The 20,922-nt window shown below is 42.8% G+C and carries 19 protein-coding genes and 1 tRNA gene; 11 read left to right on the top strand and 9 right to left on the bottom strand.

Annotated elements, in window-relative coordinates; genetic code table 11:
• Nucleotides 1-43 precede the first annotated feature (43 nt).
• The 9 genes from BN3656_RS06375 to mobQ all read left to right on the top strand — a co-directional run bounded on the left by BN3656_RS06375 (nucleotide 44) and on the right by mobQ (nucleotide 9,359).
• Entirely contained in the window at nucleotides 44-2,365 is a 2,322-nt protein-coding gene (locus BN3656_RS06375; protein ID WP_096807405.1) for an Archaeal ATPase, read from the top strand.
• 4 nt (nucleotides 2,366-2,369) lie between these two features.
• On the top strand, nucleotides 2,370-3,503 hold the full coding sequence (locus BN3656_RS06370) for a hypothetical protein (protein WP_066545412.1): 1,134 nt from the start codon (nucleotides 2,370-2,372) through the stop codon (nucleotides 3,501-3,503).
• Entirely contained in the window at nucleotides 3,493-3,828 is a 336-nt protein-coding gene (locus BN3656_RS06365; protein WP_066545411.1) for a hypothetical protein, read from the top strand. Before BN3656_RS06370 ends, BN3656_RS06365 begins: the two co-directional genes overlap by 11 nt.
• A gap of 224 nt (nucleotides 3,829-4,052) precedes the next feature.
• On the top strand, nucleotides 4,053-4,970 hold the full coding sequence (locus tag BN3656_RS06360) for a ParM/StbA family protein (protein ID WP_066545409.1): 918 nt from the start codon (nucleotides 4,053-4,055) through the stop codon (nucleotides 4,968-4,970).
• Nucleotides 4,971-4,973: 3 nt separating this feature from the next.
• A complete protein-coding gene (locus BN3656_RS06355; protein WP_066545407.1) occupies nucleotides 4,974-5,345 on the top strand; it encodes an adenylate cyclase in 372 nt (123 codons plus the stop codon).
• 39 nt (nucleotides 5,346-5,384) lie between these two features.
• Entirely contained in the window at nucleotides 5,385-6,104 is a 720-nt protein-coding gene (locus tag BN3656_RS06350; RefSeq protein WP_066545405.1) for a replication initiator protein A, read from the top strand.
• Entirely contained in the window at nucleotides 6,101-6,943 is an 843-nt protein-coding gene (locus tag BN3656_RS06345) for an ATP-binding protein (RefSeq protein WP_066545403.1), read from the top strand. Before BN3656_RS06350 ends, BN3656_RS06345 begins: the two co-directional genes overlap by 4 nt.
• 124 nt (nucleotides 6,944-7,067) lie before the next feature.
• Nucleotides 7,068-7,286: a DUF3847 domain-containing protein gene (locus tag BN3656_RS06340; RefSeq protein ID WP_066545400.1), complete on the top strand. Its 219-nt coding sequence runs from the start codon at nucleotides 7,068-7,070 to the stop codon at nucleotides 7,284-7,286.
• A 369-nt stretch (nucleotides 7,287-7,655) separates the two neighbouring features.
• Nucleotides 7,656-9,359 carry a MobQ family relaxase gene (gene mobQ, locus BN3656_RS06335; protein WP_066545398.1) on the top strand — a complete coding sequence of 568 codons (1,704 nt, stop codon included), beginning with the start codon at nucleotides 7,656-7,658 and terminating at the stop codon, nucleotides 9,357-9,359.
• A gap of 47 nt (nucleotides 9,360-9,406) precedes the next feature.
• Here mobQ and BN3656_RS06330 read toward each other — a convergent pair whose 3' ends face one another.
• From BN3656_RS06330 to rlmD, 5 genes are all read right to left on the bottom strand, one after another.
• On the bottom strand, nucleotides 9,407-10,471 hold the full coding sequence (locus tag BN3656_RS06330) for a helix-turn-helix transcriptional regulator (protein ID WP_066545392.1): 1,065 nt from the start codon (nucleotides 10,469-10,471) through the stop codon (nucleotides 9,407-9,409).
• 260 nt (nucleotides 10,472-10,731) lie between these two features.
• Complete coding sequence (locus BN3656_RS06325; RefSeq protein ID WP_066545390.1) at nucleotides 10,732-11,214, bottom strand: zf-HC2 domain-containing protein; 483 nt, start codon at nucleotides 11,212-11,214, stop codon at nucleotides 10,732-10,734.
• Complete coding sequence (locus BN3656_RS06320; protein WP_066545387.1) at nucleotides 11,207-11,692, bottom strand: sigma-70 family RNA polymerase sigma factor; 486 nt, start codon at nucleotides 11,690-11,692, stop codon at nucleotides 11,207-11,209. The genes BN3656_RS06325 and BN3656_RS06320 overlap by 8 nt, the downstream gene beginning before the upstream one ends.
• Before the next feature lie 204 nt (nucleotides 11,693-11,896).
• On the bottom strand, nucleotides 11,897-12,268 hold the full coding sequence (locus tag BN3656_RS06315) for a TnpV protein (RefSeq protein ID WP_066545385.1): 372 nt from the start codon (nucleotides 12,266-12,268) through the stop codon (nucleotides 11,897-11,899).
• Nucleotides 12,269-12,300: 32 nt separating this feature from the next.
• The gene (gene rlmD, locus BN3656_RS06310; RefSeq protein WP_081422880.1) at nucleotides 12,301-13,842 is read right to left on the bottom strand and encodes a 23S rRNA (uracil(1939)-C(5))-methyltransferase RlmD; all 1,542 of its coding nucleotides are present in this window, start codon (nucleotides 13,840-13,842) and stop codon (nucleotides 12,301-12,303) included.
• A 189-nt stretch (nucleotides 13,843-14,031) separates the two neighbouring features.
• Here rlmD and BN3656_RS06305 point away from each other — a divergent pair, with 189 nt between their 5' ends.
• Nucleotides 14,032-14,622 carry a prolyl-tRNA synthetase associated domain-containing protein gene (locus BN3656_RS06305; protein WP_066545383.1) on the top strand — a complete coding sequence of 197 codons (591 nt, stop codon included), beginning with the start codon at nucleotides 14,032-14,034 and terminating at the stop codon, nucleotides 14,620-14,622.
• Between the two features lie 134 nt (nucleotides 14,623-14,756).
• On the opposite strand, the gene BN3656_RS06300 is transcribed toward BN3656_RS06305, so the two are convergent.
• Genes BN3656_RS06300 through BN3656_RS06290 form a run of 3 tightly spaced genes read right to left on the bottom strand, consistent with a single transcriptional unit; the run spans nucleotide 14,757 to nucleotide 18,801 of the window.
• Nucleotides 14,757-16,550, bottom strand: a complete 1,794-nt coding sequence (locus tag BN3656_RS06300) for an aminopeptidase P family protein (RefSeq protein WP_066545381.1) — start codon at nucleotides 16,548-16,550, stop codon at nucleotides 14,757-14,759.
• 23 nt (nucleotides 16,551-16,573) lie between these two features.
• Nucleotides 16,574-17,998: a dihydrolipoyl dehydrogenase gene (gene lpdA, locus BN3656_RS06295; protein WP_066545379.1), complete on the bottom strand. Its 1,425-nt coding sequence runs from the start codon at nucleotides 17,996-17,998 to the stop codon at nucleotides 16,574-16,576.
• A gap of 11 nt (nucleotides 17,999-18,009) precedes the next feature.
• On the bottom strand, nucleotides 18,010-18,801 hold the full coding sequence (locus BN3656_RS06290) for a Cof-type HAD-IIB family hydrolase (RefSeq protein ID WP_066545378.1): 792 nt from the start codon (nucleotides 18,799-18,801) through the stop codon (nucleotides 18,010-18,012).
• Between the two features lie 127 nt (nucleotides 18,802-18,928).
• On the opposite strand from BN3656_RS06290, the gene BN3656_RS06285 reads away from it, so the two are divergent.
• Nucleotides 18,929-19,002 (top strand) — tRNA-Pro (locus BN3656_RS06285).
• A 401-nt stretch (nucleotides 19,003-19,403) separates the two neighbouring features.
• Here BN3656_RS06285 and BN3656_RS06280 read toward each other — a convergent pair.
• Entirely contained in the window at nucleotides 19,404-20,918 is a 1,515-nt protein-coding gene (locus BN3656_RS06280) for a glycoside hydrolase 43 family protein (protein WP_066545377.1), read from the bottom strand.
• Nucleotides 20,919-20,922: the final 4 nt, after the last annotated feature.

The following is a 20,922-nucleotide window of genomic DNA, read 5'->3' as shown; positions in this document are numbered from 1 at the left end:
GTGGATTGAGCGTAAATTGACTATTTTTGAAGGAGGGCTGTCTATGGAATATTTAGATTTCAGTTCAGTCATCACCACCATTCGTAACTATATCAGTGATGCCCACAGTATGAATCAGATTGACATGATGTACCAGTTGTTTGTCAGCTTTTTAAGTTCAGACGAATCTCTGGATTTTGATTTTGATAATGGTCTGGTATGCCGTTGGTTCAATGGACAAGCAAAAATCAGTCCTCGTATCACCAGGTATTATATGGATAACCACAATCGAAACCGACTCGCTGCTGATATGCACAGAAATGTGCTTCCGTTGATGTATGACAGTACTATGGCGGTGCAAGAGATTTATAACATTCTGGTGCAGGATACAACCATATCAGATAAAACCAAGGCTCGGCTTCTCGAGAATTATCCTTGTGAAACAGAAATGGATGAAGCAGTATTTCTAACTTCTGCTTTATGCTTTGGCATGGAACGTACTTTTGTAAAGCGAGATGTAAATACTAAGAATCTGTTATCTGCTGGAAATCTTTCTCCGGCCGTGAAAGATTTTATCTACGATGGCGGTACCCCAAAGCCATGCCGTCATTTCTGTGGACGAGACAATGAACTTGTAACTTTACATCAGTTGTTATGTAGTCATGGAAAGGTATTTCTGCAAGGTATCGCCGGCATTGGTAAAAGTGAATTGGCAAAGGCTTATGCTAAAATTCATAGCAAAGAATACACAAATATTTTGTACCTTTCCTACACTGGCAATTTAAAACAAGATATTTCAGATATGGATTTTGCAGATGATCTGCCGGATGACGACAATGAAGAACGGTTCCGCAAACATAACCGTTTTCTGCGTACATTGAAAGAGGACACCTTATTTATCATTGATAATTTTAATACTACAGCATCGCAGGATGGTTTGCTGTCGGTTGTGATGAAATATCGCTGCCGTATTCTGTTTACTACCCGAAGCAGCTTTAACAACTATACTTTCATGAATCTGGAAGAAATTGGGGATACAGATGCTTTGATTAAACTGATGGGCTGCTTCTATTCCGATGCTGAAAAGAATCGCACGATTTTGGAGCAAATCATCCAAACAGTACACAGTCATACTCTTGCTGTAGAAATGTCAGCCCGTTTGTTGGAAAGTGGAATTATGGAGCCGTTGCTCCTGTTAAAGAAGCTAAAAGAAGAAAAAGTCGCCCTGGATGCCACCGATACTATCGGTATCTCCAAAGACGGCAAAAGTCGCAAGGCGACCTATTATGACCACATTCACACGTTGTTCTCTCTGTATCAGCTTTCAGAAGCAGAAACAGATATTATGAGAAACCTTGCGTTGGCTTCGTTTTCCGGTGTTCAAAACAGATTGTTTGCGAACTGGTTAAAGCTGCGTGATATGAATACTGTCAATGATCTGATTGAAAAAGGCTTCATCAAGGCAATGGAAGGTCGTATGATTGCCCTTCATCCAATGATGCAGGAAGTGACAATGGAAGAAACAAAACCTTCTGTGCAGACTTGTCACACCTTATTGGAAAGCTTACAGCAGATTTGTCTGCGTCATGGAGAAGAAGTTTCTTATTATAAACAGTTGTTCCAGACCATTGAATTTGTGATAAATCAGATTGAAAATGATGATATGCCGGTATATCTTCGTTTCTTGGAAGATGTGTTCCCTTATATGGAGAATTACCGCTATTATCAGGGGATGGAATTGGTTATAAATAAACTGTCTGACTTGCTCAAGGACAAGGCTGTAGGCTCTATTGCTGACCGGGCATTGCTGCTCAGTTATCAGGCAGCTTATGAGAAGAAACCAGATAAAGCAATCAAGATGCAGAAAGATGCCATTGCAATGATTCCGAAAATGACTTCGGAGAATGCGTTGCTCCTGTCCAATCTGTATGCAAATCTTGGCGGTATGTATAAAATGAATGGCAAGCTGGAACTTGCTAAAGAAAATATGGAACAGGCAATCAGAATCATAGATGAGTATGGTCTGGCCTATTACCATGATAGCATTGTGCAGATTACAAACTATGCTGTATTGCTTACGGATATGGGACAGCCTGATGTTGGTTTGTCTGCTCTGCGAAAGCTCTGCCGTGTAATTCGAGAATATAATTCTGATACTGGTCTGGATTATGCAAGTGTTCAAGAAGCGATGGGAAATATCAGCCTGACTATGGGAGAAATTTCGCAGGCAACTTCATATTTCCAGAAAGCTATGGAAATCTATGAAACAGTATTTGAGTTTGAACCTGATATGATTGAAGCAAAGAAACAGGAACTGCTTGGAACGTATGCGCAAGCCGGATTATACTTAGGCGAAAAATTATTGACCAAAGAAGGGGATATATAACTATATGAACAATTTACTCGTTGGAAATGGTATAAACATTCAATTTAATAAAACTGATTATACTACGCAACAAATAGTATTGAGAATTCTAAAAAATTGTGATAGAGATGATTTTCCATCACATATCATTGTGAATTTCCCGTACCTGTTAAAAAATTATATAGGGCAATTATTTTTAGAAGCAAGAGATATTTTGGAGGACAAATACGATAATTTTACAAATTGTACTGCAGAAGATGAATCTTTGAAGTCTTTCAAAAAACAATATGCAGATAAAATTGATACATTACGAATAACTGATATAGGATTTGAAGACTATTATTTAATTCATGATTTAGTATGCCACAAGACCAATACTCAAAATCCCGAGCAATACTATGTCAGGGAAGCTCTGAGAGTTGCTTATCTATATGCAATATATAATGATGGTAAACTTAATACCTTGTATCAAGAATATCCGGAAAAATTCATCACCTATTTAGAGGCGTTCGACAACATATTTACTACAAACTATGATGCAAATCTCGAATTAGCAACACATAAACCGGCATACCATATTCATGGGCAATTTGATAAGAAAAGTGATGTGTATCTTCTCGATTCATTCAGAAACCAACTTCCCGATGCACCAATAAAAGAAATAGAAATTGATGAGAATTATTTCTATTTGTATTCAAACGCTTTGACAACACATTGTGGCGCATACAAAGAATTACAGATCAAACAAATTCCTCAAGCAAATAGTGCTGTTGAAAAAATGGCAATAGCCTATAATAATGACCCCAAAATCAAACAGGATGTTGATAGTTGGACGCTTAAATCGAATAAGTTGACTGCAAATATGGGATATGCCATTCAGCTTAAAGCCGCTAATCCTTCATTAACTTTTTCTGATAATTATCATTTTGATACTTTCAAAAATATTACGGGGACATTAGAAATATTAGGATTATCTCCGTGGAATGATTTTCATATATTTGAATCAATAAATGCATCTAATATTGACGAATGTGTCTACTATTACTTTAACGAAAGTGATTGTGACATGATTAAAGAATTACTTCCGACACTTAATGCTCAAGGGAAAATTCGATTTTTATCTGTAAAAACTTTTTGGGAGGATTGTTATGAAAAATAAAATAGTATTCAAATCTCAGAAAGATTTCGTGAAATGGGTAACTGTATCGAATATGTTTGCTAAAAGCAGGATTATGCCCATGGTTGCATTAAAGCAGTTTAATTCATTAAAAGCCAACCAGCGAACAAACATTAAGAAAGCTTTTGAAGAATATGACCAAAAGCGACGAATAAAAATTCCGAAAGGTGAAATTGATTCTGCATGGACAATATCAGTAATGGTAGATGCACACATTATTGCGACAGAATATAATGTTGATCCATTAACTGTGATAATGTGTCTTAATTCACCTTGTAAAATAAATGAACGAATTGTCATTAAATAAACAATTGTAGCTCTGTGTAATAGCAGAGCTATTTTTTATTCCACAGATAAATTTTGCTCAATTTCCGCTCAATCCACGCTCAATGTGTTTTGCGCCCTCTTTCAATAGAATGAAATTGCAATGAAAACAGCACCAAATCAGAAAATCCGGTGCTACTTCAACGCAAATCTACTGAAAGGGGCATTTTTTATGAACACGAACAAGCACAAGGAGGTACAGACCAAATGAGAGAACTGAACAACATCAAAATCATTGCTGTGGATCACGGCTACGGCAACATCAAGACCGCAAACACAGTTACCCCTACCGGAGTGACCGCCTATGAAACCGAGCCGATCTTCTCCGGCAACATTCTGGAATATGGCGGCATCTATTACCGCATCGGAGAAGGTCACAAGGAATTTATCGCAGACAAGGCTGTGGATGAGGACTATTACCTTCTGACGCTCATGGCGGTTGCCAGAGAACTGAATGTATACGGCATCCGTGAAGCAGATGTTCATCTGGCTGCCGGTCTGCCACTGACCTGGATTCGCAAACAGCGTGAAGATTTCCGAAGCTATCTGCTCCGCAACAAGGAAGTGAACTTCCGTTTTAATGGCAACGATTATTACATTCGATTTGTCGGATGCAGTCTTTTCCCGCAGGGATACCCTGCCATCATCAATCAACTGGGAAATTTCAAGGGAACGAATCTTTTGGCAGACATTGGAAACGGCACCATGAACATTCTGTATATCAACAATAAAAAGGCGGTAGAGAGCCGCTGTTGGACAGAAAAGTTCGGTGCCAACCAGTGCATGATTGCCGCTAAGAATGCGGTACTGGACAGCTTCGGCGTGAAAATCGAAGAATCTACTGTTGAGCAGGTACTTCGTTTCGGAACTGCTGATATCAGCAAGCCCTATCTGGACTGTATTACCTCCGTGGCTAAGCGATATGTGGCTGATATTTTTGCTACGCTTCGCCGCTATGAATACAATCCGGATCTGATGCGACTGTATATCGTTGGTGGTGGCGGCTGTCTGGTCAAGCATTTTGGACAGTACGATGAAAGCCGAGTGACTATTCTGGATGATATTTGTGCGACAGCCAAAGGTTATGAATATCTCGCCTCTATGAGCCTTCGCAGGAAGGAGTAAGCCATGAGCGAGAATATCCGCAGCACAAATCTTCGCTTCAATCTGGAAAAGGACACCCAGAAGCGAGCATGGCAGTATCTTCAGAACATGGACAAGCAGCAATTCAAATCCTACAGCAATGTGATTGCCGTAGCTCTGGTGGATTACTTTGACCGCTATTATCGCAGTCAGGATGATCCTTACTTTGAAACCAGGGAACGTGAGGAACGATTTGTGAATCAGATTATTTCCTCTGTAGAAAGCGCCATGGAGAAAACACTTCCGGTATTTCTTGCAGGCTGTATGGTGGGAATGTCGCAAGTGCCGGTTGGAGCCGTTTCGGTCACACAGCAGGAACTGGATGAGGAAGTGGATTGGGATTTTCTTGGAGAATAAGTTTGCTCCAAGCTGATCTCACAGAAGGGAGGTGAACACATGACACAATTTCTAACACAAAGCAGTCCGATACCGCCGTATATGGCGTTCCCAAGATTTTTACTGGACAAGGATGGCCTAAATGAAACTGCAAAAATTCTCTATACGATTTTGCTCGACCGAGCAAGGCTGTCCCAGAAAAATGACGGATGGACAGATGAACAAGGTCATGTGTTCATTTTCTTCCCCATCAAGAGCCTGGCAGAAACCATGCACAAGAGTGAAATGTCTGTCAAAACCGCATTGAATGCTCTGGAGAAAGAAAATCTGATCGCCCGTAAACGTCAGGGAGCAGGTTTTCCAAACAGGATATACGTTAAATATCCACCGGAAGCATTGAATCAAACGGACAGAATTTTTTCCGTAAAACAGACAGAAAACTGTCCTACAGATGGACAGAAAACTGTCTCTGTGACAGACAGAAAACTGTCCAGTAGTAATAAAGAGAAGAACAATATAAAAAGAACAAATTCAGAGAGTAAGGATGACCGCACCGCTTATGGCTCTTATCAAAATGTTTTCCTGAGTACGGAAGAACTGAAGGCTTTGAAGGACGAGGTTCCTCATTATCAGGAATACATTGAAAAGCTGTCCAGCTATATGGCATCCAGCGGAAAACAGTATTCCAGTCACGCAGCCACCATACGAAGCTGGGCATTGCGTGACCATCCTGCTCCTGTCAAACGAACCTATGAATGTAAGGAGGATGAAAGCCTATGAGACCAATCAATAACGCCGTGGATGAATTATTTCAGCCGAGAGAGCTTGCAGAGGATGAATATTTGAACGAAGCTGACGGACTGATGTATTGTTCCAAATGCCACACTCCCAGACAGCACCGAATTGAATTGAAGGAACGAGTATTCCTTCCTACGGTTCGATGCCGCTGTCAGCAGGAAATATACGACAAAGAAGAAGCCGAACGCAAGCATCAGGAATTTCTCATTCAGGTGTCACGCTTGAGGACAAACGGATTGCAGGACAAATCCCTGCATGATTACAACTTTTCCAATGATAAAGGCTACAATCCGGAAATGCAGAAAGCCCATGAGTATGTGTCCCATTGGGAAGAAATGAAAGCGAACTCGTTGGGACTGCTTCTCTGGGGAGATGTGGGAACCGGTAAATCCTTTTTCGCTGGCTGCATTGCAAATGCCCTGTTGGACAAAGGTATTCCGATTCTGATGACCAATTTTTCCAGAATCCTGAATACGCTGACCGGAATATATTCCGATGACAGAAACCAGTTCATTGACAGTTTTAATAAATACAGTCTGCTGATTATTGATGATCTGGGAATTGAGCGAAGTTCGGAATTTGCTTTGGAACAGGTATTCAATGTGATTGACAGTCGATACCGAAGCAAGAAACCACTGATTGTAACCACCAATCTAACTTTGGATGAGTTGAAACATCCGAAAGATCTGGCAAGAGCCAGAATTTATGACCGAGTATTGGAGCGTTGTGTTCCTTTGAAAATCAACAATCAGAATATCCGAGAGTTGAACGCAGCCGCCAATATGCAGGAAGCACGAAAAATATTAAATTCCGGTACTTAAATTCACAGCCGATGGTGCGGAACAATTCGCCTGTCAGTACACAGATAACTTATAACTTGCAAAACGAATTGTATCTGCACCATCTACACCGGATTACAGTACCACACCGATACCAGGAGATTTTATGGCAAATAACAGACCTATGACTGAAGATGAAAAGAAATTATTGCAGGCACAGCACAGAATGGAAGCGATTGAAGCACGCAACCGCCAGAAAGAGCGAAAGGCAAGAACCAGACGATTGATCCAGATGGGAGCCGTATTGGAAAGCGTGTTCCCGGAAGTTCAGACTATGGAGCTTGATGATGTGAAGATGGAGCTGAAAAGACGATTGAAGGCATAAGCCTTGGCAGCTTCGCTGCTATCCCGAAGGGCGCACTTACTCACCACCCATAAAATGGGCGGTGGTATCCCCTTCGGGGTCGTGCGCTCTGCGAGGCTTTGCGGCTCCGTTGGAGCCTTATGTACAATGCCACACTTGCTGTCATTGTCCACGCAGTTTCCGCAAGTACAAACGATACTGCGTTTGTAATCAGGGGTACAAATTGTACCCTACCTTGCGCTAACTGCCTGCGAAAATCTGCCACTACACAAGGTACGCCCTTCGGGTGCGGCAGTTTTATCGCAGAGATAGGCGCAGCATTCACCGCACCTATTTTCTTTTTCAAAAAAGAAACAAAAATTGTGCTGCGGCACAGGAAGGAGGAAAATAGTGAACTATTTCCATTTAGAAGCAAAAGTTGTGAGTCGTGGCGCAGGCCGTTCTGTGATAGCAGCTGCCGCTTATGCATCCTGTTCCCGACTCTACAATGATTATGACGGACTTACCCATGACTACACCAGAAAGCACGGGTGTCTGTATAGCGAAGTCTTTCTTCCGCAGTATGCACCAGAAGAATGGAAGGACAGACAGCTACTCTGGGAAGCTGTCGAGTCCGTAGAAAAGACAAAGGACAGCCGACTGGCGAGAGAGCTTGTGGTTGCTTTGCCATCAGAACTGTCTTTGGATGACTGGAAAAGTATGCTGAAGCGTTTTGTTCGTGAGCAAGGCATTGACCTTGGAATGTGTGCGGATGTGAACATCCATGATCCGTACCCTCCGGGGCATAATCCTCACAGCCATATTCTTTTCACCATGCGTCCCTTAGATGAACACGGCAAGTGGCAGACAAAGACTCAGAAAGAATACCTTTGCAAGCGTGGCGGCGAAGAACGTGGTTTTACTGCTGATGAGTTCAAGACCGCCAAAACACAGGGGTGGGAGAAACAATATATGTATCAGTTCGGGGAGAAAAGGCAGTATTTAACCCCATCTGAAGCTGAGAAAATTGAGGGATGTATCAGGACGTCAAAGACCCCTAAAAGCACCCGCTATGGGAGACAAAACCCACTTACAGCACTTTGGAACAGCGAAGAACAGATATTTGCATGGCGCAAGAGCTGGGAAATGATTGTCAATGAAGAACAGGAACGCCATGGTATTGCTGACCGTGTAGACTGTCGCAGTCATGCCGCCAGAGGACTAACTGAACAGCCAACCGTACACGAAGGATACCACGCAAGAAAACTGGAATCCATGGGAATTGTTTCTGACCGCTGCGAACTGAACCGCCAGATCAGGGCAGATAACAAACTCCTGCGTGAACTGAAAAAACAGGTGCAGAAGCTGATGAAAGCAGTCAAAGAAAATATTCCTGCCCTCGCTTCTGCATTGGAAACTCTGCGTGACAACATGATTTTTCTTCAGTATCAGTTGATCGTGAATACTTCTCAGCAGGAAGCTGTCACTTCCCAGAAAAACCTTTTGGCTGATATACTGGCTGAATACAAAAATGTTAAGGCAGAATTCAAAGCCAAGACCGCTGAGAAAAAAGAGCTGATTGCAGAACAGAAAAACTGTGGGATTCATTTCATTCGTGCAAGTAAGCTGGGTGAACAGATTGCAGCTCTGACCGAAGATATTGAAGAATTGAAATTCCAAAAGGCTGGATTGCTTTCTCAGCTTAATTGTCAGGATAACGGCATTGCTGCCAGAAAGCAGAATCTAAAAAAGATGGAGAACGCTCTGGAAACCTTGGAACAGCAGCGTGCTGCCCTGTCTGAACAGAAAGAAGCTGATAAGACAGAGTTTCTTGAAATCCGAGATGGTATCGCACCCGAAAATATGGATGCAGTTATGCAGGAACGTGAAAAACTCCGTCCTGATGGCAGAGTTGGTTTAGTACGAAAATTGTATGAAAAATACAAGAATAAATACAGTTCTGCTACTTTCGATGAAGCCAACAGGCAGATTGATGCCGAATTGAAAGAACAGCCAATTCAGAAGAAAAAGCGTTCTATCAGCGAACAGCTGAAAATGCCGAAACAAGAAACCCCACAACCAAAGAAGCAAAAGAAGAAAGAATACGAGCGATAATTGAAAACACGGCTGTTACTTCCGAAAGGTAGTAGCAGCCGTATCCCTCATTTGTTTTTGTATTTGTCTATAATCTCCCTAAATTTTGGATGTTCTCGAAGGTATGCACATTGTGGATCAGTTTCTAATCCATTGAGAAGAACTGGTATCAACTCATGGGATTGTATAGCTTTGGTTTCGGGTGCCATCCTGTGATACAGAACGGAATCAGTTAATGACCAATGTGTAGTGAGCGCTTCAAGCATTTGTTCCAGTAAATGAAGCGTTGCATCTGCATTTTGCTTTTGTTCCAAAATCTGATAAGAAGCAATATATCGGTTGTATTCCCACATATCAAATACATCTACCATGGAACTTGATTTTTCGGCAATTTTACAAGCAGATTCTGTGTTTCCGGAAGCTAATTCAGCATCTATCAATTTCGTTAGGAGCATCTGAACTCTGGTAATTTCTTTGAATAATGCCTTTTCCAGTTCTAATGCAGCCAATTCTGCTTTTTGTTGTTGCATATAAATAGATACCTGAAGCATAAGTTTATCCGGCAATGTGCTAATCAGGTCAGTTTTATCTTGAATTGTATCAAGAACCTCTTGTGCAGCATCTGTTTTGCCCTTACGAATATAGCGGTTAACTCTCATATAGTTAGCACTATTTCGTATCTTTTCATCATTGCTCTCAGCCAGATGTAAATACCAGTCTGAAATCTTTGTATCAAGGCTATCGATGGGTAAAGTATCATCGGCTGTCTGCAAAAGTATGGAATCCAAAATAATCGTGATGTTGAGAAGAAGCAGTTCGTTGTGTGGGTATTCGTGTATCTTTGCTTCAGCAGCATCAAATGCAGAAAGAATATCATTCCTTGCTTGTTTGGCGAGCTCGTTGCAGAAAAATCCAATTTCCTGTTCAGACAGATCCTCACTAAAACAAAACAATGTATTCAAATCAATTTTCAAAAGTCTGGCTAATGGAGGAAGAAGGCCAATATCAGGGCTTGTGATACCTTTCTCCCATTTGCTGACAGCGGGAGTAGAAACACCGAGATAATCAGCAACCTGTTCCTGTGTTAATCCAAGTAGCTTGCGCTGCTCTTGGATGACTATGTTCATAGGCATATCTTAATCTCCTTTGAGGATATTACAAAAAGCTCTTTGTTGTCTTTATTATAGCAAGCTGATATTCATAGCACAATCGAGCAGTTGTTAATCATGGAGATAAAAACTTAACCACAAGTTAAAAGCCACGGCTTTCACTCTGATATGGAGTGCAGTCATGGCTCTTTCTAAATGATGTAAAAGGGCGATAGCATTTTATGCTGTCATCCCTTATATTTATTGCAAAACCAGATTGAAGCGATGGATACAGGCCACTCTCTTTACGGTTGACTATTTCGACTGGTTTTGCTGTTTAGCTTTTTCTTGATTATAAACATAATAATCATATAAATAAGGCACACTATTACTCCAGAAACTGTCATTTTCAAAAGACCGATATGCCATGCGATTTGAAGTCGTGCCAGATAATAATCAGGGACTGCTCCGTTTAGAAGTACAGGTATGCCAACTTTCAATACAGGTAAACATGCCCCAAACAGGAAGCTGATGATTGCACCCAAAACAAAATTCATTTTTTGATATATGTTTATTTTTTTCAGATAATCAATCTCTTGCATTTTTGTAGCATTATTCCTGTTGGCTGAATTACTTAATTCTGCTTTAAACGTCCGGTATTCATTCTGACAATTTTGGCATTCTTCCAAATGCTTTTTAATAAATGAATTTGTTTCCTCGGATGTCAAATCATCCATGTATAAAGGTAGTAAATCATTGACTATATTGCACTGCAATTCTTTATTCATTTTTCTTCATCTCCTCAAATATTCTTTTTTTTCCACGATAAAAATTAACACGAGCCCAATTTTCACTTTTGCCTATTATTTCACCGATTTGAGCGAAAGATATTTCTCCAATCAACCGTAAATACATAACTTCCCTCATCGGTTCATCAAGATTATGTAGCGACTTCAATATCTCTACATTTTCCCACTGGATAAATAGTTCATCTTCAGCAGAAGAAATTGTCAACATGTCTTCATAATTTGATAAATCTTCAAATGATTTATTGTCTCTTAAATACTTGAGCCAAAGATTTTGAGCAATACCACAAAGCCATGTCAATACACTGCTATTTCCTTTAAACTTGTTAATACTATTTACAGCGCAAAAGAAAGTTTCCTGTGTTAATTCTTCTGCAAGTTCATGGTTACATGTTTTACTTAGTAGAAACGTATAGACCTTTTTTGAGTGGTTTTGGTATATTTCTTCCATTGATTCCATCGTACTTCCTCCTTTCTGCTAAGTTAGTACCCGGAAATCATCATTCGTTACACATAAATAAATAATTTGTAGAGCTTTGTATTTCCTTATGTGCATTTTAGTATATAAGCATAAATTTTTCTACAAAATCCCTTTTCATTCTCCAAAAGAGATGATATCTTCAGAATCGAGAAGGAGGGAATTCATCACTCCCTCCTTCTCGATTTAACAACATATCAATTCATTCAAAACAATTTCCTCTGCCGCATTTCGGATGTTATTGCAAGCACCAACCCATGCCATCTGATCACGAGCCTTTAATGCTTCGTTTATGCCCTGCTGCTCCTGCATTTGCAGGGTCAACAGTTCCATTCTTTGATTAGCGGTATCATCCACCTCATTCAGATGTTTGACCAGTTCTCCATCCAGCAAAAGTGTGTTGTACAGCATCTTATGGTGTTCTTTCAGATAGCGCAGACGCATTCTGCCGTACTTTCCGTAATGCGGTTCTTCCTCCGGAAGTTCCAAATCCGGATAATACATTCCATCTGCTCCGAGCGTATATGTACCGCCCATTTCTTCGAATAATGACTTCATATGCTATTCCTCCTTGAAATCAGCAATGACCTTTAGATCATCGCAAAATGTTCAAGAGCAGCTCGGATAGCATCTTCCTTTTCTTTCGGGCATTGTGGTACTTTCTGATTTTCTTTCTGTGAAATATTGTAATGTTCTCCTACATCAATACCACATTTGCGTTTAATTTGGGAAATATATAAAGTTGAAACCTTTAAGCCAAATTCTTTCAGCACATAATCCTTGATTTCCTGATAGGTAGCCTTTGACTCAGCAGCGGTAATATCAAGCTCATCCAAGTCTAAGTCGACCTCTATCGTATCATCCGGAGTTTTTCTGGACAAAAGAACTACCGTCTCAACATGATAAGTCTCCGCAAACATATCCACCCCAACCGCATTTCCATCCACGCGATACCCAAGCTTCTTCATATACCTCAAATCCCTTGCCAATGTCTCAGGATTACATGAAATATACACCAGCTTATCCGCCCCCATTTTCTTAATGGAGTCCATAAATTCCTCTGTGCTTCCGCTTCTGGGCGGGTCCATGATGACTACATCGGCTCGGTCTCCCCGCTCCGCCATATTTACCATAAACCGGCCGGCATCATTGCAGTAAAAACGGATATTGGAAATCTGATTCAGCTTTGCGTTATTTACAGCATCCCGGACTGCATCCTGATTTAACTCCACTCCGATCACCTGGCCGGCTTTGCGGCTGGCTATGATGCCAATGGTTCCGATCCCGCAGTAGGCATCCAGCACTGTTTCCTTTCCTGTAAGCCCAGCCAACTCAATGGCCAGATTATAGAGCTTCTCTGTCTGTACCGGATTCACCTGATAAAAGGATTTTGAAGAAATACGGAAGGTACAGCCACAGAGCTGGTCCGTGATATATCCCTTTCCATAAAGAACCTGCTCCCGGTCTCCCAATACCATACTGGTTCCCCGGCCATTGATATTCTGTACAATGGTTGTGATCTCCGGATGCTTTTCCCGAAGTGCCTTTATAAAATTGTTCTTTGAAGGAAATACCGGTGATGCAGTAACCAGTACCACCATGATCTCCCCTGACTGAAATCCTTTCCGGATCAGCACATGGCGCAGAAGGCCGTATCCCGTATCCTCATCATAGGTCCGGATCTTAAAGGATTTAAGCATTCCCCGGATAGTCCCGATAATTTCATCCGCCTTTTCATCCTCGATCAGGCATTTTTCCACAGGCACTACGATATGGGTATTTTCCTGATAAATCCCGGAAATAATATTTCCTCTGCGGTCGCGGTCAAACACCGCATGAACCTTATTTCTGTAATGAAATGGCTGTTCCATTCCAATCACAGTCTGAACCTTGCAGATTCCCTTTAATGTCTCTTCCAGCTGCTTTTTCTTTAATGTCAGCTGCTGGCTGTAGGGCATATCAAGCAGCTGACAGCCACCACATTTTTTGCTTACAGGACAGAGACTTTTCTGTTTTCTTTCCGGTACGCCGGCTCTTCCTGCATCCTTCTTTTTTCCATCTGGCCTTACATCTTTTTTATTCTTTCCTGCATCTGTTCTCTTAATTCGTTCATTCGCCTCTCTGTTTTCCATATATTTACAAACTCTCCTTTTTCATAAATCTATTATATTCTTTCTTATCTGCTATCGACATTTTATCACAGATTCCTTATAATGTGTAACAAAACCGCTGTATATCCGGCAGCTGCCCCAACCGCACGGTTATTCCTTCACTGCATTTAATTCTGCCGCACAGACACTGCAAAAATACGAGGTATTCCTATGACAAACCAATTACAACCACCGTTATCTTACCATATTGATCCCACCATCTATGCCGGACGCCCCGCCGATTCCTCCGGACGCCTTCCCAAGGAACTGAGAACCTATGACCTTCTGGATTCCCTGCATATTTCCTACGAGCGTGTAGATCACGACGCCCTTCCCACCATTGAAGCCTGCAGACAGGTGGATGAAATTCTGGGAACCCCCATGTGCAAAAACCTGTTTCTGCGCAATGCCCAGAAAACTGCCTTTTATCTTCTTCTCCTTCCCGGTGAGAAAAAGTTTAAGACAGCCGCCCTGTCCAAGCAGATTGGAAGCGCCCGCCTGTCCTTTGGAGAACCGGAATTTATGGAACAGCTGATGGATCTGACTCCCGGTTCGGTTACGGTTCTGGGGCTTATGAATGATGCCGAAAATAAGATCCGCCTTCTCATTGACCGGGACGTAATAGAAAATCATGCTTTTATCGGCTGTCACCCCTGTATTAACACCTCCAGCCTTAAACTAAAAACACAAGATCTGATTACAAAAATTCTGCCTGCCATCCATCACGACTATACTCTGGTAGACCTTCCGGATGTAAAATAAGTCTGTTATCCATAAAAAAGAGACGCATTCCTCGCCTAAACAGCGTGAAACGACGTCTCTTTCTATTTACACAGTTACATTACAAAATGCTCCGAAAATATGGAAGATGCTTCCAAATCTCTATTCCTCCTGTATTAAATCGCAGCCGTTACCTTCTTAAGCCACTCCTTCTCGTCCCCTTCCAGATACGGACTGATCTTCTCATAAACCTCTTTATGATATGCATTAAACAGCTCCACATCCCGCTCTGTCATCAGGTTCTTGTCCACTGCGTCCACATCAATAGGGACAAAGGTCAGGAATTCAAATTTCATAAACTGACCGTATTCATTCTTCTCATCCTTTTTGCAGAGAATCAGATTTTCCGTACGGATTCCATGCTTTCCTTCGATATACAGTCCCGGCTCGTCCGAGGTAATCATTCCCTCCTCCAATATTCCGTTGTCACAGCGCTCCGGAACCATTTTGAAACGGATTCCGTTGGGGCGCTCATGGACACTTGAAAGATATCCCACACCATGTCCGGTTCCGTGGTCAAAATTCAGTCCCCTGCTCCAGAATGGCTCTCTTGCCACATAATCCAGGCTTAAGCCTCTGCAGCCGTATAAAAACCGTACTGCCTGAAGGCGGAGCATACTGATGAGAACCAGGGTAAAATGCTCCTTTTCTTCTGCTGTCAGTTCTCCCAGTGCAATGGTTCTTGTGATGTCTGTGGTTCCCTCATAGTACTGGCCGCCGGAATCCACCAGATAAAAGCTTTTTGCATCTAAAACTGCATTGCTTTCCTCTGTAGCGGAATAATGGCACATGGCCGCATTGGGGCCGTAGGCAGAAATGGTATTGAAGCTGGGCTCAATATATCCCTCCTGCTCCTTTCTGAAGCCCTCCAGCTTTTCAGACGCACTCATCTCTGTAATGGTTTCTTTTCCAATCTGATGCTTTAACCAGTACATAAACCTGGTTACTGCAATGCCGTCCTTAATATGGGCCTTCTTCTCATTCTCCACTTCCACCGGATTCTTTTTGGCCTTTGCCTCTGACGTAGGGTTCATCCGGTCAATGATCTCATTCTGCGCTGCCATAGCCTGATACAGGGCATAATTTCCCTTCTCCCGCTCAAACAGCACCTTTTCTCCCTGAAGCGCTCCTGCTTCCTTATAGATATCATTATATGGAAGAATCACAACACCCATAGACTCCAAATATCCACAAATCTCATCATTAAGAACAGCTTCATTGATGAACAGACGAACGTCCTCCATAGTAATCATCACATAGGAAAGTACCACAGGGTTGTAAGAAATATCATTTCCCCTGATATTTAACAGCCATGCAATATCATCCAGCGTTGTAAGCACATGAACCGTGGCATGAACCTTTTTCATGGCAGCCCGTACATCTGCAATCTTATCTGCCGCAGACTTTCCAGCATACCTTTCCTCCAGAATCCAGGCAGGCTCAGAGGAAAGCTCCGGGCGATCCTGCCAGATCATTCCCACAAGGTCCTCGGTACATATAATGCGGGCACCCTTTTCCCTTAAATTCTTCTCCAGGCTTAAGCCGGTAAGGGAATTGACCACTCTTCCGTCAAAGCCCAGGCAGCCGCCCTCCGGTACATGTTCCTCCAGATACTCCTGTACAGACGGAACGCCTTCCTGTCCCATCTTCATCATTTTCACACAGCTTCCCTTTAATTCAGCTGCAGCCTGAACAAAGTATCTTCCGTCCACCCACAGACATGCCTCGTTCATGGTAATTACCGCTGTACCTGCTGATCCGGTAAATCCGGTAAGATATTTTCTGCATTTGAAATATTCTCCCACATACTCGGATTCATGGAAATCAGCCGTAGGCACCAGATAGGCATCCATCCGGTATTCCTTCATTTTCTCTCTTAAGCTCTGGATTCTTTCATCTGTTATATGCATCCTTTTTCCTCCTGTCTCTTTCCTTAAGCCTTTCTCAGCGCATCCTCAATGGCTGCACCTATGCCTTCATTATACGTCGGTTGGGCCCGCATTGCAAATGACATCTGCTCTGCTGTCAGTCCATTTGCAATTGCAGTGGCAATTTCCCCAATCATATCCGTTGCCCTGGGGCACATCATCTGTGCTCCTACAATGGTATTGCTGTAGGCTTCAAACACCAGCCGGATAAAGCCGTCCTGTTCCCCTGAGATAATGGAACGTCCATTTTCCTCCATGGAAAAATGACCACATCGCACCTTAAGCCCCCGCAGGCCCGCTTCCTCCTCCGTAAGGCCAACGGTAGCAATCTCCGGATCCGTATAAATACAGTTAGGCACAATGGGAAGGGAAACATACATACCGCTGGGTACTGACTGAAGCCGTATAGTATGAGGACGGCCGGCAATTTTTTCCACCACATATGTACCCTGGGCTGCCGCTACATGGGCCAGCTGAATATCTGCACACACATCTCCGATGGCATAAACACCGGGTTCACTTGTCTCAAACCCCGGTGAAACCGCAATTTTCCCATTTTTCATCTCAAGGCTCACATCCGGTCCGCAAAGCCCCTGTACATTCGGTTTACGGCCAATGGCCATCAAAACCTGACCTGCTCTGGTCCGGATGGGTTCACCTCCTTTGTTGGGGGTAATGACGCAGTTTAAGCCATTTTCCCCCTGTGACAGCTCCGTAACAGTAGAATCGCAGTAAACCTGGATTCCTTTCCTGCGCAGCACACGCTCAAGAGCCGTTGACATCACATCATCCATAGGGGCCATGAGATGCTTTTTCTTCTCCACAATGGTTACATTGGAACAGAGATTGTTAAACAGGGTGGCAAATTCCACAGCGATCACTCCGCCTCCCATGATGGTCAGCCGATCGAAATTCCAGCTTTTAGCCGCCAGAAGCCGGTCGCTGTTCCACACTCCAGGAAGATCTGCTCCGGGAATCTCATTCATCATCGGAACCGCTCCCACTGCCAGGATCACCGTCTTACCCTCAAAAAATTCCCGGCCTCCCTCTGCCAGCTCTACCTCCACCGTACGTCCCCGGCGCAGTGTGCCTTTTCCGTATATTACCTCCACATGATTCTCCTCAAACAGTCCCTCTACACTTCCTCTGTACCGGTCCACTGCCTTCTTTTTGTAAGACTGCATTTTTTGAAAATCAAAGGAAATAAAATCGGTAGACACGCCAAATTCATCACAGTTCTGCATCATCCGGAACATACCGGAAGCATACAAAAGCGCTTTGGTTGGAATACATCCCCTGTTTACACAGGTACCGCCTATTTTCTTCGTCTCAATCACAGCCACCTTAAGTCCAAACTCCGCTGCCTTAAGGGCGGCTGTATAGCCTCCCGGCCCGGCGCCGATTACTATTACGTCAAACTGTTTTGCCATCTCATTCCTCCTCATATCCATCCAAAATGCCGGCAGGCATTCCATACCCCGTCCCGGTCAATGGGATCTGTCACATAATCGGCAGCCGCCTTCAGTTCCTCCACGGAATTACCCATGGCAATCCCGATACCTGCCCTGGAAACAATCTCAAAATCATTCATACTATCCCCAAAAGCCACTGTTTGTGACAGATCTATTCCGTAATACTCACAGAGGCGCTTTAACCCCTCTGCCTTGGACGCCTCATTTTCCACTACATCTGCCCCGGTTTTTCCTGCAAACATGAAAAACTTACATTCCGGAAAATGCTCCTCAAGCTCTCTCACGCGATCCGGGCCTCCTATATAGGCCAATGTCCGCACCGGAAGCTCCAAAAGCTTCATAGGATCCTCAAAATGGCGGCTGGTTTCTCCCCAGCGCAGCACATCAATCCGCTCTACCTCCTCGGGCGCAGTATAATAATCCCCATTCTCCATCGTTACGCCAAGAGCAATCCCTCGCTCCTTCCCAAATGCCAGTAGACGTTTCAAAAGCTTCTTGTCCATAGTATGCTCATACAATGTCTTCCCTTCCGCAACTACACGGGTGCCGTTCATATGGATTACCGCATCCGGCTGGAGCTGATCCCTGTACCCAACACTCAGGGGCAGATCCATATTTCGTCCGCTGGCAATCACGATCACATTATCTTTTCTCAAAATTTCCAGCGCCTTAAGAGCGCTTTCTGTAATTTTCCATGTCTTATGATCCAAAAGGGTCATATCCAGATCAAAACTGACGATCCGTTTTCTCATTCTGTCCATTTTCTCTGTCCTTTCCTGTCCTAAGCCAGTTTTATCCAGCAATGTATTTCATAAAAAACATATTTTTTTGGTAAAAATACTTTTCAAAATGAAAAATATATGCTATACTACAATAGTTCGTTCGACACGGAGTATGGCGTAGCTTGGTAGCGCGCTCGGCTGGGGGCCGAGAGGTCGCAGGTTCAAATCCTGTTACTCCGATTTTTCCTTTAAAATCAAGGGTTTTCGATGATTTTTGTCATCGAAAGCTCTTATTTTTTTGATTACCCTTTCGCTAATTTTCATTTGCCTGCATCTATTTTAAATATATCTTACCATTCCCTATAAAAGATTGCAATATTTCAATATTCTGGTTTTTCATATTGGTTTAAATCCCTGTTTTCATAAATACAACGCTTACCATTTCTCAGCCAGACTCTGCATCAAAAAAAATGCTGCAAAAAAACATGAGTACTACAAAATACTAAAAAACTGCAGCTTCGGTTATAACGTTGTTCCTGATAAGGTAACATTATAACCGAAGCTGCTCAAATAAAACCAATCAATGAAAACCGCCGCAAAACACAGCAAACTTTCAGTTTCCAGTTTTTGAAATTCATATATCAGACAATCGTCACATACTCATAATCACAATATCCCTCTGAGTTCTTATTTTCTTTGGAACAGGACCACAGGCAAAGCTTTGCCCCCGTCCAGGTAGCCCGGCTCAGCGGAAATTTCTCTTGAATCTGTGTAAAATGCACACCATCCGTGGAATACGAAAATTTGTAGGTTTTATCGTCTGATAAACTCATGGAAAGCCATAATACATTTCCTTCCAGTTTACTGGAGAACACAAGCCTCTCTTCTGCCTCTCCATGGAACATTTTTTCTGTAACAATTCCCCTATAACAGCGAATCTCCATCTTCTCTCCTGTACTGTAGAGTCCGGCATATCCATAGATATGTCCTTCCACTCCTATCCCACCGAAGTCTCCCGCTTCTTTCCCTGTAAGCTCCATCTTAACTGTCATGGTCAGCTCTTTTTTCTGTGGGATCTGAGTCAACACATTGGGCGCGTACCACAAATAATTCTCCCGCTCCGGATTTTTCCAGCAAAAAAGCCTTAAATAACCTGGTCGGTCCGTCAGTGAATAGTAAGCACTGTTTGGATTAGCCTGCCACTGCCATTGAAGTCCCAGATGTTTTTCCTCAAAATCATCCGACTGGGCAATGGCATATGACGGCATATCCTCTTCTGGCATATACCAGCTTTCCACTGGTTCCCCAATTCCATCCCCATTTTGATCCTGACCAATGAACGGCCATCCATCTGCAAAACACATAGGCTGAAGATGAACGATGCGTCCCAGTTCGATCACATCCTGAAAATGAATAAACCAGTCTCGTCCATCTGAGGAAGTAACCCATCCGCCCTGATGAGGGCCATTAACTGCTGAATTTCCCTGATGCATTACAATTTTGTACTCATACGGTCCATAAACGGAACGAGAACGAAGGCAAGACTGCCATCCATCTTCCACTCCGCCGGAAGGCATAAGAATATAATAATATCCATTTTTTTTATACATCTTCGGCCCCTCTGTGGTAGGAGCTATCTGTTCTCCGTCGAAAATCAGTTTTGGTTCAGAAAGCAAACCACGGCAGTTGGGATCTATTTCCACCATAGAGAGGCGGTGTTTCATTCCACAACGACTTTTAGCATAGGCAAAAACCATATATGCCTTCCCATCTTCATCCCAGAACGGACATGGATCGATCCATCCCTTAGACTTACACAGAAGATTCAGTTCAAATTCCCCATAGGGATCTCTGGAACGGGCTACCAGAATGCCCTCATCTACTAAAGGAATGAATACGAAGAAAGTTCCCTCATGGTACCGGATCGAAGATGCCCATGTACCTGATCCATGAGAAGGAAAATCATATTTTTCAAAAGGAAGTGAGGAAACACAATGGTTAATCAGCTCCCAATGTACCAGATCCTTTGAATGCAGCAAAGGCACTCCTGGAAGGTAGGTAAATGAAGATGACACCATATAATAGTCTTCTCCGACCCGAATTACATCCGGATCAGAATAATCAGCATATAAAATTGGATTCTGATATTGCTGCATATTC

It is taken from the genome of Clostridium sp. AT4, from assembly GCF_001517625.2.
GTDB lineage: Bacteria > Bacillota > Clostridia > Lachnospirales > Lachnospiraceae > Enterocloster.
Note: the sequence above shows the minus strand (reverse complement) of the source record. Positions and strands in the feature narration are given on the sequence as shown.

Bases quoted from the DNA above. Each gene is read 5' to 3' on its own strand.
- BN3656_RS06365 (WP_066545411.1), top strand. From the start codon at position 3,493: ATGAAAAATAAAATAGTATTCAAATCTCAGAAAGATTTCGTGAAATGG.
- BN3656_RS06330 (WP_066545392.1), bottom strand. From the start codon at position 10,471: ATGCCTATGAACATAGTCATCCAAGAGCAGCGCAAGCTACTTGGATTA.
- BN3656_RS06370 (WP_066545412.1), top strand. From the start codon at position 2,370: ATGAACAATTTACTCGTTGGAAATGGTATAAACATTCAATTTAATAAA.
- BN3656_RS06300 (WP_066545381.1), bottom strand. From the start codon at position 16,550: ATGCATATAACAGATGAAAGAATCCAGAGCTTAAGAGAGAAAATGAAG.
- BN3656_RS06350 (WP_066545405.1), top strand. From the start codon at position 5,385: ATGACACAATTTCTAACACAAAGCAGTCCGATACCGCCGTATATGGCG.
- BN3656_RS06315 (WP_066545385.1), bottom strand. From the start codon at position 12,268: ATGAAGTCATTATTCGAAGAAATGGGCGGTACATATACGCTCGGAGCA.
- lpdA (WP_066545379.1), bottom strand. From the start codon at position 17,998: ATGGCAAAACAGTTTGACGTAATAGTAATCGGCGCCGGGCCGGGAGGC.
- BN3656_RS06360 (WP_066545409.1), top strand. From the start codon at position 4,053: ATGAGAGAACTGAACAACATCAAAATCATTGCTGTGGATCACGGCTAC.
- rlmD (WP_081422880.1), bottom strand. From the start codon at position 13,842: ATGGAAAACAGAGAGGCGAATGAACGAATTAAGAGAACAGATGCAGGA.
- BN3656_RS06345 (WP_066545403.1), top strand. From the start codon at position 6,101: ATGAGACCAATCAATAACGCCGTGGATGAATTATTTCAGCCGAGAGAG.
- BN3656_RS06280 (WP_066545377.1), bottom strand. From the start codon at position 20,918: ATGCAGCAATATCAGAATCCAATTTTATATGCTGATTATTCTGATCCG.
- BN3656_RS06340 (WP_066545400.1), top strand. From the start codon at position 7,068: ATGGCAAATAACAGACCTATGACTGAAGATGAAAAGAAATTATTGCAG.
- BN3656_RS06355 (WP_066545407.1), top strand. From the start codon at position 4,974: ATGAGCGAGAATATCCGCAGCACAAATCTTCGCTTCAATCTGGAAAAG.
- BN3656_RS06325 (WP_066545390.1), bottom strand. From the start codon at position 11,214: ATGAATAAAGAATTGCAGTGCAATATAGTCAATGATTTACTACCTTTA.
- BN3656_RS06290 (WP_066545378.1), bottom strand. From the start codon at position 18,801: ATGGACAGAATGAGAAAACGGATCGTCAGTTTTGATCTGGATATGACC.
- BN3656_RS06320 (WP_066545387.1), bottom strand. From the start codon at position 11,692: ATGGAATCAATGGAAGAAATATACCAAAACCACTCAAAAAAGGTCTAT.
- BN3656_RS06375 (WP_096807405.1), top strand. From the start codon at position 44: ATGGAATATTTAGATTTCAGTTCAGTCATCACCACCATTCGTAACTAT.
- BN3656_RS06305 (WP_066545383.1), top strand. From the start codon at position 14,032: ATGACAAACCAATTACAACCACCGTTATCTTACCATATTGATCCCACC.